The 16016-nt window shown below is 36.1% G+C and carries 20 protein-coding genes and 1 tRNA gene; 15 read left to right on the top strand and 6 right to left on the bottom strand.

Annotated features, from left to right (window positions below):
- Positions 1-45: 45 nt before the first annotated feature.
- Both ACJJVI_RS04085 and ACJJVI_RS04080 read left to right on the top strand, forming a co-directional pair.
- Positions 46-732, top strand: coding sequence for a response regulator transcription factor (locus ACJJVI_RS04085; RefSeq protein WP_036583981.1), 687 nt, complete (start codon positions 46-48; stop codon positions 730-732).
- On the top strand, positions 722-1816 hold the full coding sequence (locus ACJJVI_RS04080) for an ATP-binding protein (protein WP_317290266.1): 1095 nt from the start codon (positions 722-724) through the stop codon (positions 1814-1816). The genes ACJJVI_RS04085 and ACJJVI_RS04080 overlap by 11 nt, the downstream gene beginning before the upstream one ends.
- On the opposite strand, the gene ACJJVI_RS04075 is transcribed toward ACJJVI_RS04080, so the two are convergent.
- Complete coding sequence (locus ACJJVI_RS04075; RefSeq protein WP_405350545.1) at positions 1717-2829, bottom strand: glycosyltransferase; 1113 nt, start codon at positions 2827-2829, stop codon at positions 1717-1719. The genes ACJJVI_RS04080 and ACJJVI_RS04075 overlap by 100 nt on opposite strands.
- A gap of 68 nt (positions 2830-2897) precedes the next feature.
- On the opposite strand from ACJJVI_RS04075, the gene trmB reads away from it, so the two are divergent.
- The 5 genes from trmB to ACJJVI_RS04050 all read left to right on the top strand — a co-directional run bounded on the left by trmB (position 2898) and on the right by ACJJVI_RS04050 (position 6077).
- Positions 2898-3566, top strand: a complete 669-nt coding sequence (trmB, locus tag ACJJVI_RS04070; protein ID WP_405350543.1) for a tRNA (guanosine(46)-N7)-methyltransferase TrmB — start codon at positions 2898-2900, stop codon at positions 3564-3566.
- On the top strand, positions 3567-4196 hold the full coding sequence (locus ACJJVI_RS04065; protein WP_042247259.1) for a LysE family transporter: 630 nt from the start codon (positions 3567-3569) through the stop codon (positions 4194-4196).
- On the top strand, positions 4183-4527 hold the full coding sequence (locus ACJJVI_RS04060; protein WP_036583994.1) for an MGMT family protein: 345 nt from the start codon (positions 4183-4185) through the stop codon (positions 4525-4527). Before ACJJVI_RS04065 ends, ACJJVI_RS04060 begins: the two co-directional genes overlap by 14 nt.
- A 124-nt stretch (positions 4528-4651) precedes the next feature.
- Positions 4652-5791 (top strand): Mrp/NBP35 family ATP-binding protein, encoded by a 1140-nt coding sequence (locus ACJJVI_RS04055; RefSeq protein WP_036583996.1) that lies wholly within the window; start codon positions 4652-4654, stop codon positions 5789-5791.
- Positions 5792-5795: 4 nt separating this feature from the next.
- On the top strand, positions 5796-6077 hold the full coding sequence (locus ACJJVI_RS04050) for a NifU family protein (RefSeq protein ID WP_036583997.1): 282 nt from the start codon (positions 5796-5798) through the stop codon (positions 6075-6077).
- Between the two features lie 71 nt (positions 6078-6148).
- On the opposite strand, the gene ACJJVI_RS04045 is transcribed toward ACJJVI_RS04050, so the two are convergent.
- From ACJJVI_RS04045 to ACJJVI_RS04030, 4 genes are read right to left on the bottom strand one after another with little or no spacing between them, the layout of a single operon-like run.
- On the bottom strand, positions 6149-7327 hold the full coding sequence (locus ACJJVI_RS04045) for an acyl-CoA dehydrogenase family protein (RefSeq protein ID WP_036583999.1): 1179 nt from the start codon (positions 7325-7327) through the stop codon (positions 6149-6151).
- A 56-nt stretch (positions 7328-7383) separates the two neighbouring features.
- Complete coding sequence (locus tag ACJJVI_RS04040; protein ID WP_405350538.1) at positions 7384-8112, bottom strand: tRNA1(Val) (adenine(37)-N6)-methyltransferase; 729 nt, start codon at positions 8110-8112, stop codon at positions 7384-7386.
- Positions 8113-8118: 6 nt separating this feature from the next.
- The gene (gene rimM, locus ACJJVI_RS04035) at positions 8119-8649 is read right to left on the bottom strand and encodes a ribosome maturation factor RimM (RefSeq protein ID WP_036584004.1); all 531 of its coding nucleotides are present in this window, start codon (positions 8647-8649) and stop codon (positions 8119-8121) included.
- Between the two features lie 9 nt (positions 8650-8658).
- Positions 8659-9144 carry a 30S ribosomal protein S16 gene (locus ACJJVI_RS04030; protein WP_405350536.1) on the bottom strand — a complete coding sequence of 162 codons (486 nt, stop codon included), beginning with the start codon at positions 9142-9144 and terminating at the stop codon, positions 8659-8661.
- Positions 9145-9268: 124 nt separating this feature from the next.
- On the opposite strand from ACJJVI_RS04030, the gene ACJJVI_RS04025 reads away from it, so the two are divergent.
- Positions 9269-10096, top strand: coding sequence for a DUF6252 family protein (locus ACJJVI_RS04025; protein ID WP_200875712.1), 828 nt, complete (start codon positions 9269-9271; stop codon positions 10094-10096).
- A gap of 55 nt (positions 10097-10151) precedes the next feature.
- On the opposite strand, the gene ACJJVI_RS04020 is transcribed toward ACJJVI_RS04025, so the two are convergent.
- Entirely contained in the window at positions 10152-10592 is a 441-nt protein-coding gene (locus tag ACJJVI_RS04020; protein WP_042295357.1) for a retropepsin-like aspartic protease, read from the bottom strand.
- A gap of 72 nt (positions 10593-10664) precedes the next feature.
- On the opposite strand from ACJJVI_RS04020, the gene ACJJVI_RS04015 reads away from it, so the two are divergent.
- The 7 genes from ACJJVI_RS04015 (at position 10665) to ACJJVI_RS03985 (ending at position 16016) form a co-directional block, all read left to right on the top strand.
- Complete coding sequence (locus tag ACJJVI_RS04015; protein ID WP_193743618.1) at positions 10665-11432, top strand: TatD family hydrolase; 768 nt, start codon at positions 10665-10667, stop codon at positions 11430-11432.
- Positions 11433-11479: 47 nt separating this feature from the next.
- Positions 11480-12610 (top strand): 1-acyl-sn-glycerol-3-phosphate acyltransferase, encoded by a 1131-nt coding sequence (locus tag ACJJVI_RS04010; protein ID WP_042294855.1) that lies wholly within the window; start codon positions 11480-11482, stop codon positions 12608-12610.
- Positions 12600-13667 carry an asparaginase gene (locus ACJJVI_RS04005; protein WP_036584018.1) on the top strand — a complete coding sequence of 356 codons (1068 nt, stop codon included), beginning with the start codon at positions 12600-12602 and terminating at the stop codon, positions 13665-13667. Before ACJJVI_RS04010 ends, ACJJVI_RS04005 begins: the two co-directional genes overlap by 11 nt.
- A gap of 46 nt (positions 13668-13713) precedes the next feature.
- Positions 13714-13798 (top strand) — tRNA-Ser (locus ACJJVI_RS04000).
- A 275-nt stretch (positions 13799-14073) separates the two neighbouring features.
- Positions 14074-14865: a MotA/TolQ/ExbB proton channel family protein gene (locus tag ACJJVI_RS03995; RefSeq protein WP_006796119.1), complete on the top strand. Its 792-nt coding sequence runs from the start codon at positions 14074-14076 to the stop codon at positions 14863-14865.
- A gap of 26 nt (positions 14866-14891) precedes the next feature.
- Positions 14892-15386: a hypothetical protein gene (locus ACJJVI_RS03990; RefSeq protein WP_036584025.1), complete on the top strand. Its 495-nt coding sequence runs from the start codon at positions 14892-14894 to the stop codon at positions 15384-15386.
- Positions 15387-15389: 3 nt separating this feature from the next.
- Positions 15390-16016 carry an ExbD/TolR family protein gene (locus tag ACJJVI_RS03985; RefSeq protein WP_405350528.1) on the top strand — a complete coding sequence of 209 codons (627 nt, stop codon included), beginning with the start codon at positions 15390-15392 and terminating at the stop codon, positions 16014-16016.

Here is a 16016-nt window from a genome sequence, read left to right as displayed (position 1 = left end):
AATTGCTGATAAACTTATTAACTTAGCAGCTTACTTTACACTAAGATGAAAGACGCTATTGCAAAGATTTTATTGGTAGATGATGAGCCAGATATTCTAGAAATCGTAAGCTATAATTTGAAAAACGAAGGTTATCAAGTTTTTACAGCTGAGAATGGAAAAGAAGGTGTTCAAAAGGCCAAGAAGAAAAAGCCAGACTTGATCATTCTAGACGTTATGATGCCTATCATGGATGGTATTGAAGCTTGCGAGCAAATCCGTAAAATTCCAGAATTAGATCATACTATTATTACGTTCTTAACTGCACGTGGTGAGGATTATTCAATGATCGCCGGTTTTGATGCTGGTGCAGATGATTATATTGCAAAACCTATCAAGCCACGCGTATTAGTTTCTAAAGTAAAATCTTTATTGCGTCGCAATACGATGCCTAAAGGTGATGAAGGTAATATTGTTAAGATAGGCGACCTAGTTATCGATAAAGATCAATATAAAATCATCTTTAAGAAAGAAGAAATTATTTTGCCACGCAAAGAATTTGAACTACTTTCATTACTTACTTCAAAGCCTGGAAAGGTTTTTAAAAGAGAAGAGATTCTCGATGTGGTATGGGGTAATGAAGTTATTGTAGGTGGTAGAACTATTGATGTTCATATCAGAAAACTAAGAGAAAAACTAGGTGACGATAGCTTTAAAACCGTAAAAGGTGTAGGCTATAAATATGTCAAATAACTCTTCTAATACTAAACGCAGCTATCGATTTGCAGTTAGATCATCTCTATTTATTACAATAGTTTTTGGTCTATTATTGCTATTGTTCCATCTTATTTTTGATCTTGAGTTTAAAAAATGGTGGCATGAACTGATCATGGTTTTGCTTCTTTTTTCTAGTTCCTTTTTTATAATACAATATCGTGTACAGCGATTTATATATCGTCGTATTAAAAAGATTTATGAGGATGTAAGTCTTTTAGAAACCAGCAGTTTTACAGATCGAGAGATTGCGACAGATATGCGTACATTAACAGAGCAGGTAGAACGATTTGCAAAAGATAAAAAGATTGAAATTGAAACTTTGAAGGTTAGAGAAACTTATAGAAAAGAATTCTTAGGTAATATCTCTCACGAACTTAAAACGCCACTTTTTACAGTACAAGGCTATATAGACACGCTTATTGACGGAGCTCATAAAGATAAAGTCATACGTAAAAAGTATTTACAAAGAGCACAAAAAGGTGTGGAACGACTAACCTATATCGTTAAAGATATGGACATGATTACAAAGCTAGAGGTAGGCGACATGTCTCTAGAGGTAATAGATTTTGATATTGTAGAATTAGTGCAACAAGTCTTTGATCAATTTGAGATGAAGGCCGCAAAAAAGAACATTTCTCTAACCTTTGATATGGATTATACAGATCCTATTATAGTTTTTGCAGATCAAGAACGCATACAACAAGTGATTGCCAATCTAGTTGTTAATTCTATCAAATACGGTAAGCAAAACGGTACAACAGAGATAGCCATTGAAGATCTTATAAATAATAAAGTCATCGTTAGAGTTACAGACAATGGCGAGGGAATTAAGGCAGAATTTATACCACGATTATTTGAGCGATTCTTTAGAGTAGATCAAAGTGGTTCTCGTCGTGAAGGTGGATCTGGTTTAGGTCTAGCTATAGTAAAACACATTATAGAAGCCCATAATGAGAGTATTTATGTGGATAGTGAGCCTGGTATCGGTTCGGAGTTTTCGTTTACGTTAGAAAAAGTCTCTGATAATATATCAGATATTGAAGTAGTTGTTGAAGAATAGATAGAATCTAACCCTTTGTAAAGTTTTATTTTTTCTAACATCTCAATTTTAAAATCTTCTTGACTGGCAAAAGGAACAATACCTTGATCATCTAATGATTGAGCGAGATACTCTTGTTCAAACTGTCCAGGTGTAGGTATAAAGAAAGCTTTTTTTCCTAGTTTATGTAGATCCATAATGGTAGTGTAACCACTGCGACTTAAGATGATATCACTGCGATCTAGAGCCTTTTGTAATCCTTCGGTAGATAAGTAATTATAATAGGTGATATCACCTTTCTTTTCCATTTGTTGTTTTCCACGTACGTTACCTGCAATAAAAAGTACCTCGCCACTAAAACGTTTCACTTCGCTTAATAATTTACGTTCTAAAATACTACGTTGAGGTTCTGGACCAGAGAGAAGAACCATTAAATCGTATTTTATCTGTGATTTAGGATTGCGTTCAAACCTACTTAATGGTCCCAGATAAACTTTAAAAATATCGTCATCGGTATGTTGAGATAATAATCCAGATAAATTCTGTATACCATCTACATCGGGTATCCAACAATAATCAAACTTTTTTATATAATGCAAGTGTAGTTGAGTGCTTAACCAAGTCGTTGAGCCCGATAATACTTGCAATTGATGTGTGATAATCACACTAGGAATAATTTTACTATACAGGCCTAATCTATTGTCCGATATAACACCGTCTAATTGATGATGCGCAATTAACTCAGCTAGCATCAAGTGTTCTTTACGTATAGCATTCCAGATTTTAGGAGAGTCCTTAAGTAATTTAAGTTTTAAGAATTGTCCTTTTTCTGGATACGAAATCTCATAACTAGGTAATTCAATAAATTTTAATCTCGGAAATTCTTTTTTTAATAGTTCTAAAGCCATTCCATCGCTTGCTATGATAGGGTTGTCACCATTTCTGATAATAGCATTGATGATAGGAATACAACGAGTTGCATGACCTAATCCCCAATTTAGTGGTGCAACCAGAATGTTTTTAGATATTTGCATATTCAAATATAAGTGTCTTTAAACCATAAGGGTTTAAGGATTAATTATCCATCTATTAAATAATTGTATTGGGATCTAAGAATAAATTAAAGCGATTTAACGAAAACGAAACATTCGATAACGTTATTCAACCTACTCGGGAAGAGATGACTACTGCTTTTGAGTGGAAAGGTAAATGGGCTACATTTTTTAAAAACGATAATCCTATAACCTTAGAATTAGGTTGTGGTAAAGGAGAATATACCATTGACCTAGCACGCAAATACCCTAACCGTAATTTTATAGGTGTAGATATAAAAGGTGCTCGTTTCTGGCGTGGTGCAAAAACAGCTATTGAGGAAGGACTCACTAATGTCGCTTTTTTGAGAACTCAAATAGAACTAGTTGAGTATGCTTTTGGAAAGAATGAGATAGATGAAATATGGATTACTTTTCCAGATCCACAAATAAAATATAAGCGCACTAAGCACCGCATGACTAATCCAGAATTTTTATCTAAGTATAAAAACATTCTTGTAGAAGGTGGATTTATTAATCTCAAAACAGATTCTGAGTTTATGCATGGTTATACATTGGGTTTATTGCAAGGACTATGTGAAGATATTGTCTTTGCGCATCATGACATCTATACACACACTGAAGCGCCTGAAGAGGTAGTAAGTACCCAGACTTTTTATGAAAAGCAGTATCTTGAGCAAGGTAAAGCCATAACTTACCTTAAATTTAGACTGCGATAAATGATTACGTTTTTACATTTTATTTTTGGTTTTTGTGTCGGTTTTGTAGGAGTCATTCCTCCAGGATTATTGAATTTAACAGCTGCTAAAATAAGTGTAAAACAAAGTAGACGAGCCGCAGTCGTATTTGCCTTAGGTGCCGCTGTTGTTGTAATTGCGCAGGTTTATGTAGGAGTGTTTTTTTCTAAATTGCTTAATGATAATCCAGAGATTTTAATTACTCTTGAAAAATTTGCGATTGCTGTTTTTATAGCCTTATCTATTTTCTTTTTTATAAAAGCTAGACTGGATAATTCTCCAGAAATACAACCAGTAGATAAATCAGATGTTAAGCTTTTTAGTCAAGGTATTATTTTGTCAGCATTAAATATCTTCCCGATTCCTTTTTACATAGGTTTTAGCTCGTTCCTTGCAGGTCGCGGTCTATTTACCTTTGAATATCCCATGGCTCATTTGTTTATACTAGGTGCTTCTATGGGGACTTTTATGATGCTGTTTGCATACATCAAATATGTTAAGAAATTTGGTTTTGACAGTCATACATTTGCTCGTAAAATCAATTATCTACTTTCCGCTTTAACCATGGTCATTGCCTTATTCACTTTAATACGTATTTATGAAGTCTTCTAATGATTTTTATGATCGTGTTTTTAAAGTAGTAAGACTAATTCCTTATGGTCGTGTCACTAGTTATGGCGCCATAGCACGATATATTGGTGCGCCGCGCAGTAGTAGGACAGTAGGGTATGCTATGAATGCTAGTCACAATGTGCCAGGCATACCAGCGCAACGCGTTGTAAATCGCAATGGTTTATTAACGGGTAAGCACCATTTTCAGGGCACTAATCTTATGCAACAACTTTTAGAAAGTGAAGGGATCACTGTAATCGAGGATCAAATTCAAAATTTTAAAGAAATCTATTGGGATCCTAATCTAGAGTTACCTGATTTTAAAGAATAATAGAGCTTATTTTGACTTCGCTTTCGCGAAAGCGTAATTCTTAACAACAGATTATCAGTTTCTTATTTAGATTGCTTTTAATTAAGTGTCTTGCTGCTTATCTTTGTAGTATTCTAAAGAAGCTATGAAAATAGAAAAACAACAAGTAATGAAGGCGCTAGAAACCATATCGGTTCCTGGTCATGGACAAAATATGGTAGAAAGTGGTGCCATTAAAAACGTACTCGTTTTTGGAGATGAGGTAGTGGTAGATGTCACTATTGATAATCCTAGCTTACAAGCTAAAAAAAAGACAGAGGTTTCTATTCTACAAGCTATTCATAAAGAGGTTTATGAAAAAGCTCAGATTAAAGTAAATCTTAAAGTAGAAGCACCTGTTACTGAAAACAAGGCTCCAGAAATTAAAGGAAAAGCGATTCCTGGTATTGATAATATTATCGCTGTGGCCTCTGGAAAAGGTGGTGTAGGGAAATCTACCGTAACTGCAAATCTAGCAGTGTCACTTGCAAAAATGGGCTTTAAAGTAGGATTACTAGATGCAGATATCTATGGTCCTAGTGCTACCATAATGTTTGATGTAGTAAATGAAAAGCCACTATCGGTTAATGTAGATGGTAAATCTAAAATGAAGCCCGTAGAGAGTTATGGGGTTAAGATCCTTTCCATAGGATTCTTTACACAACCAGATCAGGCTGTCGTATGGCGAGGACCTATGGCTGCAAAGGCTTTAAATCAGATGATTTTTGATGCTGCATGGGGTAATTTAGATTTTCTAGTAGTCGATTTACCGCCAGGTACGGGAGATATTCATTTATCAATAATGCAATCATTACCATTAACAGGTGCTGTTGTTGTTAGTACTCCACAGACTGTCGCTCTTGCAGATGCTCGTAAAGGTGTTGCAATGTTTCAACAAGAAAGCATAAATGTACCTGTATTAGGGATCATTGAGAATATGGCTTATTTCACACCACCAGAATTACCAGAGAATAAATATCATATTTTTGGTAAAGATGGAGCAAGGCACCTAGCAGAAGATCTTAAAGTACCATTCTTAGGAGAGTTACCTTTATTACAAAGTATAAGAGAAGCAGGTGATGTAGGTCGTCCGGCGGCTATGCAAGAAGGAACTGAAATAGAATCTGCTTTTACAGAGATTACTAAAAACGTTGTAGAGCAAACTGTGCGACGCAACAGTGCTTTACCACCTACGAGAGCGATAGAAATAACAACTATGGCAGGTTGTAGTGCAGTAAATAAATAAAATTATGACAGGAACCGAACTTAAAGCCGCTGTTGAAGCTGGACTAGAAGAAATCAGACCTTTTTTACAACGCGACGCTGGTGATATCGAGCTCGTAGATATTAAAGATGATAAATATGTCACAGTACGCTTGTTGGGAACTTGTGTCGGTTGTCATGTAAATCAGATGACTTTAAAGTCTGGTGTGGAACTCACCGTTAAGAAACACGCTCCTCAAATAGAAAGTGTAATAGACATTTCTGGTCAGGATTTAAAAGAAGAATATCGTGATAATATAGAGTTGTAAACTCTATCAAGCATAAAAAAACCGATTCGTATGAATCGGTTTTTTTTATGATGTAATTTGTCTATTAGTAATTAAGAAAAGGCGTTTTCTCCAGTAATATCTAAACCTGTTATTAATAAATGAATGTCGTGAGTACCTTCATAAGTTATAACACTTTCTAGGTTCATAGAGTGACGCATAATGCTATACTCGCCAGTAATTCCCATACCACCTAACATTTGTCTTGCTTCTCTAGCTATGTTGATGGCTATTTCTACATTATTACGTTTAGCCATAGAGATTTGAGCACTAGTCGCCTTTCCTTGCTCACGCAGTACACCTAATCGCCAAGCTAGCAATTGGGCTTTAGTGATTTCAGTAATCATTTCTGCGAGCTTCTTTTGCTGTAATTGGAAACCAGCGATTGGTTTGCCAAACTGTATGCGTTCTTTTGAATATCTTAGTGCTGTGTCATAGCAATCCATAGCTGCACCTATCGCGCCCCATGCAATCCCAAAACGGGCACTATCTAGACAGCTTAAAGGCGCACCTAGTCCACTGCGCCCTGGTAAAATATTTGATTTAGGAACTTTTACATCTTGAAAAATTAATTCTCCTGTAGCACTTGCTCTTAAAGACCATTTATTATGGGTTTCTGGTGTTGTAAATCCTTCCATTCCACGTTCTACTAAAAGGCCATGAATACGATCATTTTCATCCTTTGCCCATACAACAGCAACATCGCAAAATGGACTGTTAGATATCCATAGTTTTGCACCGTTAAGTATGACATGATCACCAGCATCTTTAAAACGAGTAACCATTCCGCTAGGATTAGATCCATGATCTGGCTCTGTTAAGCCAAAGGACCCCATAAACTCACCACTAGCTAATTTAGGTAGAAATTTTTGTTTTTGCTCTTCAGTACCATATTTCCATATAGGATACATTACTAAAGAAGATTGAACAGATGCTGTAGAACGCACTCCACTATCACCGCGTTCTATTTCTTGCATAATTAAACCATATGAAATCTGATCCAATCCCGCTCCACCATACTCTTCTGGTATATAAGGTCCGAATGCACCAATAGAAGCAAGTCCTGGAATAATACTTTTAGGAAACTTTGCATCTTGTGCTGCCTGTTCAATGATAGGCGAAACGTCACGCTTGACCCATGCACGGGCAGCATCACGTATCATTATATGTTCCTCAGTTAAAAGGTCGTCCAGGTTATAATAATCTGGTGCTTCAAATAAGTCTGGTTTCATCGTTTCAATCGTTTTCGTAAATATACTTTTCTTAAGTCAGATGCTCAAAGTGTTGCTTACATTTTTAAAAAGAAATCTCTGACTAGGTTAATATAGTCTGTAGTGTAAAGGTGTCTACTTATTTCAATAGTGAGTAGGTCTGGTTTTATCTCGCTTTCGCAAAAGCGTAATTCTAATAAGCTTCTCTTGATTGGGCTAGATTCTGTCCCTTTAACATGTGTGATTCGAGCAGGAAAGAGTTTGTAATGTGCCGCAATACCTAAGAAATGACGCTCTCTGTCGATAGGTATAACACAAGCAAAAATCCCATCCTCATCTAGTAACTTATAAACTCCATAGATGAGTTCCTCAAAGGGTAGGGCATCATCAAAACGTGCTTGCTCTCGATTTTTTTTAATATCGGTGTCTGTTGTAATATTACTAGAGTTAAAAAATGGTGGATTGCTTATGATTAAATCGTAAGTCTCATCTATTTCTTCAAAAAACTCTTGAAACGAAGCATGAAAACAGAACAATCGATCACCCCATGGGCTGTTTTCAAAGTTAGTAGCGGCTTGCTCAAAAGCGTCTTCATCTAGTTCTACAGCTTCTATCTGTGCGCTATGAAAACGTTGTGCCATCATTAAAGAAATAACACCTGTTCCAGCTCCTATGTCTAATATACGATCGGGATCTGGAGTGCTGTCTTCACTGGCCCATGCTCCTAGAAGTACGCCATCTGTACCTATTTTTTGAGCACAACGATCTTGAGCTACTTCAAATTCTTTGAATTTAAAAATGCTCATATAGTATTATTCTGTAAGGTACATTTCTATAAGACCATCAGGCGTTTCAACGGTAATGGTTTGAGTCTCACGATTTACTTCTTTTATGAAGTCATCGTTCATCGGGATTAATATTTCTATCCCATTTTGTTCCACCTCAAATAAGGCTTGAGATGTAGTGTCATTAACTCCGGTAATAATCCCTACTTCTCCATAGTTTACATCAACCATTTTGTAATTGATGATTTCATGAAAATAGAATTTATTTCCTTTTAATGGTGGTAAAGCTGTAAGTGGTAGGAACAAGTCGTGTTTCATCAATGCGTCTGCAGCAGCTTCATCATCGATGTCCTCAAACCTAACCCTTAATAGGAGCGATTTGTGTAGTTGACTAGATTCAATAAAAAATGGAACCAAGTTTTTACCGATTTCGATAAAAACTGATTCCATTTCTGTAAATAGCTCAGGTTCGTCAGTGTCTAATTTGACAAGCAACTCACCTTTAAAGCTAAATTTATTTACTATAGTACCTACGTAGAAACAATCCTTCTTACGCATGACTATAATTTATTCTTCTTCGCTAGATGCGTCTGCAGTTTCTACTACAGGTGCATTTGCAGCGATACGAGCTTCATTAATAGCTTTTTCTGCATCAAGTGCTTTAGCAGCAGCTGCATCAGCATCTTTTTGAAGTCCACCAGCTTTTGCAGCAATCTTAGCTTCTTTTTCAGAGTTCCAAGCGTTGAATTTTTCTTCCATTTGCTCTTCAGTAAAGGCTCCTTTTTTAACACCACCTTTAAGGTGTTTTTTAAGCATTACTCCTTTGTAACCTAAAATTGCACGAGCAGTATCTGTAGGTTGTGCTCCATTTTCTAACCATTTTACAGCTCCGTCAACATCAAGGTTGATTGTCGCAGGGTTAGTGTTAGGGTTGTAAGTACCTATTTTGTCTAGATATTTACCATCTCTCTTTGAACGTGCATCTGCTGCAACGATCCAATAGAATGGTTTACCTTTCTTTCCGTGTCTCTGTAATCTAATTTTTACTGGCATATCATTAAAATTTGTGGGTGCCCGACCCTAGTTATTAATTTGAGTGTGCAAAAATATACTTATTTTAATAATGAGCAGCATATCTTTTATTTTTATTTACATTTGCTCAAACACATTTTTAAGAATGAGATTGATTAAACAGCTTTTTATTTATTCACTTGCGCTATTTGCATTTACCGCTTGTGAAGACAATTTAGAGGATGATAACATCCCAGCAATCCAGGCCGTACGCAACGGTGATTTTTTTAAGTCTACTCAAATGACTGCTGTGGCAAACGCAGATGGCTCAGTGACAATCACTGGTTTGAATAGAATTGAACAACTTCAATTTAATCTAGAGTCTGCAAATGCAGGTACCTATCCGCTAGGTTCTGGATCACCAAACGAGGCTGTTTACACATTTAATAATACAGACGTTTATTCAACAAATGAAGGAGCTGGTACAGGTCAGGTAGTATTATCTGCTGGTACACCTGCTGGAACTTTAACAGGTACTTTTTCTTTTGTGAGCTATTTACCTATGAATGCAGATTCATTATACATGCGTCAAGGTGTTATCTTTCAAGTACCATTTGGTAGTCCTATAGGACCTGGAAGTAGTGCTACTGCTAGTAGTCTTGCTGCTGATGTTGATGGAGTAGCTTTTACACCTACTGTTATTTCTCCTATTAATGCAGGTGGTTCTATTGTGGTAAATGCATCAAATGGAGCTAATTCAATTGTGTTAACTTTTCCCGAGACTATCACGGTAGGTTCTTATACATTTGCTAGTTCAGGCATGTATACGGCAAATTATATATCTGGTGGTACACCTACACCAGCAATATCTGGTACATTAGATATTACAGCGGTAGATGCGGTTGCTGGTTCAGTAACAGGTACGTTCTCTTTTATGACAGGACCGCCTAATGATTTTAATATTACAAACGGAGCTTTTACTGTGTTTTATTAAGTAAAAATCTTTAAATAAAAAAAGCCTCTTAGTTCAAGAGGCTTTTTTTATGGAGTTAATTTTTTAGATAGATTTTTTTACCAGAATAATCTATAATAGCTTTAGATTTTATTAAAAAGTCTGCACCAAGCAAGCCGTTAATGCTACGCATTCCTTCGGCTTTTAAAGCCTGATTAATAAAACTCATATCCATGGTTAGAAGACTGCAATCGTTATCAATCCATTCCCCTAATTGCATAATGTTGTTATGTGCGATTTGTGGAATTAAGGATCCGCTTGCGGTACCTATTTCTTGATTCATTTTTTCAGATAGTAATTGATATTTTTCTGATAAATCTTGATTTAAGCAAGTTGCACTGGCGCCAGTATCTATTATAAAACGTCCTGTATGCCCGTTAATAGATGCTTTGGTTATAATATGGCCACTTTTTTCAGATAGCCGGATAGTGTGTGAAAAGTATCCACGACTTTCTAGTGTTTTTTTAAGTGAAAACATGAGTTGAGTTTGTGGTAAATATAAATACGCTTTCGCGAAAGCGTACTTCAAACAAATCTTTATTTTTGTAAAATGATTTTAACAGATACACATACACACTTATATAGCGAAGCATTTGATGAAGACCGAAAAGAGATGATGCAACGAGCAATTGATGCTGGTGTGGAACGTTTTTTTGTACCGGCTATTGACTCTACTTATACACCAGCGATGCTGAAATTGAAAAAGGATTATCCTAGCTATGTACATTTGATGGCTGGTTTACATCCGACGCATGTTAAAGAGAACTATCTTGAAGAGCTAGCGCATGTTCATGAGATGCTGGATAAAGAACAATTTGTTGCGATTGGTGAAATAGGTGTGGATTTATACTGGAGTGATGAGTTTAAGTCTCAACAAATTGAGGCGTTTAAAACTCAGATTGACTGGTCTATTAAGCGTGAACTTCCCATTGCAATCCACTGTAGAGATGCGTTTGATGAGGTTTTTGAGGTGCTTGAATCTTATCGCGGCACTTCCTTAAATGGTATATTTCATTGTTTCACGGGCTCATTTAAGCAGGCTCAACTAGCTGTGGATTTAAATATGAGTTTAGGCATAGGTGGTGTTGCCACTTTTAAAAATGGAAAGATTGATAAATTTTTAAGTGAAATTGATTTAAAACACATCGTTTTAGAAACGGACGCACCTTATCTCGCGCCAGTTCCTTATAGAGGTAAACGTAATGAAAGTGCTTATATAGCGCTTGTAGCACAGAAATTGGCAGAGGTTTACGATACCGGTATAGAGCACATTGCCGAGGTAACAACTTTAAATTCTACTAAAATCTTCGGAGTGTAAGTGTTGAGATACTTACATTTACAGCCCCTAACTTAACTAGAAATATATTGGCCCAATTTGATGACATAAGATTTTTTAATGATGCCGAGGTGAATATTGCGCTTCAAAGTGCAGTGCGTCACCCGATGATTAAAACTCTATTTCAATATACTTTTCCAGACATGCCTTATGAAGAGGTGAAGGAAATCGTGTTGAATTGTAAATCGATTAATGATTTTCAACGAGATGTGATTAGGGAATCTGTAATGAGAATTTTAAAAGAAAGTTCTGCGGGATTAACAACTTCAGGATTTGAGAATTTAGAAAAAGATCAGTCTTATCTGTATATTTCAAATCATAGAGATATCATATTAGATACTTGTTTGCTTAATGTGAAACTGTTTGATCATGATTTAATTAGAACAGCCAGTGCCATTGGTGATAATCTTGTGCAACGACCATTTGTTAATGCGTTAAGTAAATTGACACGTAATTTTATTGTTAAAAGAGGTGTAGGTCCACGAGAAACCTTGTTAAGTAGTAAAAAGCTAAGTGAATACATCAGGACATTACTCCAAGAAGAGAATAGAAGTGTATGGATTGCACAAAGGCAAGGAAGGACTAAAGATGGTAATGATGTAACCGAACAAGGAGTGCTTAAAATGATTGGCCTTGCGTCTGGTAATATGCCAGTGCATGAGTATCTTAATGATCTTAAAATAGTGCCGGTAAGTATTTCTTATGAATATGATCCTACTGATATATTAAAAGTGCCAGAATTATTAGCGAAAGCTGCTGAAGAGGAGTATATCAAGTCAGAGAATGAGGACTTCAATAGTATTTTAAAAGGAGCTTTAGGGCAAAAAAAACATATACACATTGCAGCTGGAAAACCTCTAATCTTCTCAAATGATACGGCTGCAGGCACTAATCAAGTTTTACAACAAATAGTAAGTCAGTTGGATGATACTATACAATCTAATTATAAATTATGGCCTACTAATTACGTAGCTTATGATTTAGTGTCAAACAAAAAGAAATATGGCGAGTATTATACGGATCAAGATCTAGCTTATTTTGAACGCCGTTTGCGACTCAGAGTTAATATTGAAGATGAGAAAGCCGTAGAAAGTTTTCTAATGATGTATGCTAGACCTGTCTTTAATAAGGAAAAACTGGCGGTTGTAGATGAAGCCTAGAATACTTCTTATATACACTGGTGGTACTATTGGGATGATTAAAGATCCAGAAACAGGTGCTTTAAAATCTTTTGACTTTACTGAGCTACTATTCCATATACCAGAACTTAAGCAATTGGATTGTCAGATAGAAACTACTTCTTTTGATGAACCTATTGATTCTTCTGATATGGATTTGGGTTACTGGAAGATTCTGGGTGATATAATTAATGCAAAATATGATGACTATCACGGTTTTGTAGTGTTGCATGGTAGTGATACTATGTCGCACACTGGTAGCGCATTGAGTTTTATGTTCGAAAATCTTACTAAGCCAGTGATATTAACGGGATCACAACTTCCTATAGGAGATTTGCGAACAGATGCCAAGGAAAATCTGATTACGAGTATTCAGTTGGCGAGTGAATGGGATAATGATGAGCCTATAATAAAAGAGGTGTGCGTGTATTTTGAATACCAATTATATAGAGCAAATCGAACAGCTAAAATGAATGCAGAGCATTTTGAAGCTTTTAGCTCTCCTAATTATCCGCCGCTAGCTATAAGTGGTGTTCATTTAAATATTGATAGACAGTTGTTATGGAAAGGTGGTTTTGATCGCGTGTCAATGGCAAAAAAAGATTCCTTAGAATTGAGTCCGCTTAAAATGATATATAGACCCGAAATGGACTCTAAAGTTGTGGTGCTGAAGTTATTTCCTGGAATTACCAAAGAGGTGGTTAAGGCTATATGTGAAATAGAAAGTTTGCGCGGTATAATTCTAGAAACTTATGGTAGCGGTAATGCTCCTACTTCAAGTTGGTTTATAGACGCATTAAAGCAAGCCTTGACGAAGGATGTTAGAATCGTTAATGTAACGCAATGCCGTGGCGGTGCAGTTGATATGGGTAAATATGAAACCAGTGTAGCCTTAAAAAAATTAGGCATGGTGTCAGGTTATGATATTACTACAGAGGCCGCGCTTGCTAAAATGATGTATTTGTTAGCTTATATGCCAGAAACTGGTGATTTTAAAAAATATTTTGAAACTTCATTAAGAGGAGAGATAAGTGTGTAAAATATTCTTGAGATAAGGTTAATTTTTTGTAATCTTGTCGTCAATTAGAGAGGTGGCCGAGTGGTCGAAGGCGCACGCCTGGAAAGCGTGTAAACGGCAACGTTTCGAGGGTTCGAATCCCTTCCTCTCTGCAAAAACCCTTCTTGTCTTCATGGCTTGAAGGGTTTTTTATTGCAGCGTCTAATTAGTTATATCGGAGTATTTATGCTTGTTTTCTCTATAATTCAGGTCTTATGGAGAAAGATTTCGTTACTTCAAAAGCCGTTATTTTGCTGTTATTCAGAAGTTAGGCTTGTTAATTAATAATAATTAACATTGGTATAATAATAGAAGTTCTGTTTTTTGAGAGATAAATTATATATTTACCCCTTGACTCGAAAATTCAAATAAATCAATAAATCTTAAAATGAAACGATCACTTTCAATTTTGTTCATGGCTGTAGTAATGATGTTAGGTCTATCTACAACTGCAAATGCTAGCACAACTGCAACTACAACTAGCGCAATTACAACTATTATTTCTCAGGATGACGATGCTTCGGCTAACGTTACTGAAGAGATTACATTCCACCAAGAGCTTAAAAAGCGTTTTATAGAAGGTGGTCCAGTATTCATGTCATTTGTATTGATATGTCTTATTTTAGGTTTAGCAATCGCTATCGAAAGAATTATTTATTTAAATCTTTCTACTACTAACTCTAAGAAATTAGCAGCACAAGTAGAAGACGCTCTTAAGAGTGGTGGTGTTGAAGCGGCTAAAGAGGTTTGTAGAAATACAAAAGGACCTGTTGCTTCTATTTACTATCAAGGTCTTGATAGAGCAGACGAAAGTGTTGAAGCCGCAGAGAAAGCTGTTGTAGCTTACGGTGGTGTTCAAATGGGACAGTTAGAGAAAAATGTTTCTTGGGTTTCTTTATTTATCGCACTAGCACCGATGCTTGGTTTCATGGGTACGGTATTAGGTATGATTGATGCTTTTGATAATATCCAGTCTGCTGGAGCTATGGAGCCTGCCCTTGTGGCTGGTGGTATTAAAGTAGCACTATTAACAACTGTATTTGGTCTTATCGTAGCGATTATACTTCAAATCTTTTATAATTACATCGTTGCAAAAATCGATAGTATTGTAAACGACATGGAGGATGCTTCTATAACACTTATTGATATTCTTGTAGACTACAAGAATGGAAAGCTGTAATTAACCCTTTAAACCAGATTTAAATCATGGTATTACATAAAGTATTTAAATATCTAGCGCTTTTGCTGTGTGTTATCGCAGCTGGTTTCTTTCTCTATACGATTTCGGTAGGAGATGAGGCTATCCAAGCAGAAGCAGCAGATTTAACAAATGATGGTGCGTTGCAAAATGCGACACTGGCACCTATGATGTATCTAGCATATGCGGTAATGGCTATTACTGTCGGTCTAGTTTTATTCTTTGTTTTGAAAGGGATTTTTAGTAGCCCAGCTGTATTAAAGCGTTCTTTGATATCAGTTGGTATACTTGTTGCTATTTGTTTAATAGCATATTTCGGTTTTGCAGATGATGCAGTAACTGATCCTGGAACTGGACAATTAGTGATGTTAGATGAAGGTGAACCACTAACGGCAGACACTTCTAAATTAGTAGGAGCTTCTATCTATACTTTCTATATCGTCGCTGTTCTTGCAGTAGGTTCAATTTTATGGACTGGAGTAAGCAAATTATTAAATAGATAAATTATGGCTAGAAGAGCAGCACCTGAGGTAAATGCAGGATCAATGGCAGATATTGCCTTCCTACTTTTGATTTTCTTCCTAGTAACTACTACTATTGAAGTTGATAGTGGGATTGTAAGTAAGCTGCCGCCAGAAGTTGATGAGAAGACTCCACCACCACCAGTTAAAAAGAAAAATATTTTTCAGGTTTTGGTGAATAAGGACAATCAGCTATTAGTTGAAGAAGAGTTAATGGAGTTAAAGGATTTAACTGATGCCGCAGTAGCGTTTATAGATAACGGTGGTGGTGAAGGTAAAAGTGGATGTGCTTATTGTGAGGGCGAAAGAAGTCCTGAGTCATCCGACAATCCTAAAAAAGCTATTGTATCACTAGTTAATGATAGACAAGCAACTTATAATTATTACATAACTGTAACTAATGAGTTAGTAAGAGCTTATACGATACTTAGAAACCGCGCGGCAACGCAACGTTATGGTGAGACTTATGAATCTATGTATGCTAGATATAAGGATACACAAGAGGCAGATAAGGAGACACCTGAGTATTTAGAGTTAGAGAAAAGATTAGACGTCATAAGAGAGCTTTATCCAAGAAATCTTTCTGAGGCAGAACCACAAGTAGCAGGATAA

Origin of the sequence: Nonlabens sp. Asnod3-H03, from assembly GCF_045063665.1 — a bacterium.
In the GTDB taxonomy this organism is placed as follows: domain Bacteria; phylum Bacteroidota; class Bacteroidia; order Flavobacteriales; family Flavobacteriaceae; genus Nonlabens; species Nonlabens ulvanivorans.
The sequence above is the reverse complement of the archived record's forward strand: the minus strand, read 5'-3'. Positions and strand labels throughout refer to the sequence as shown.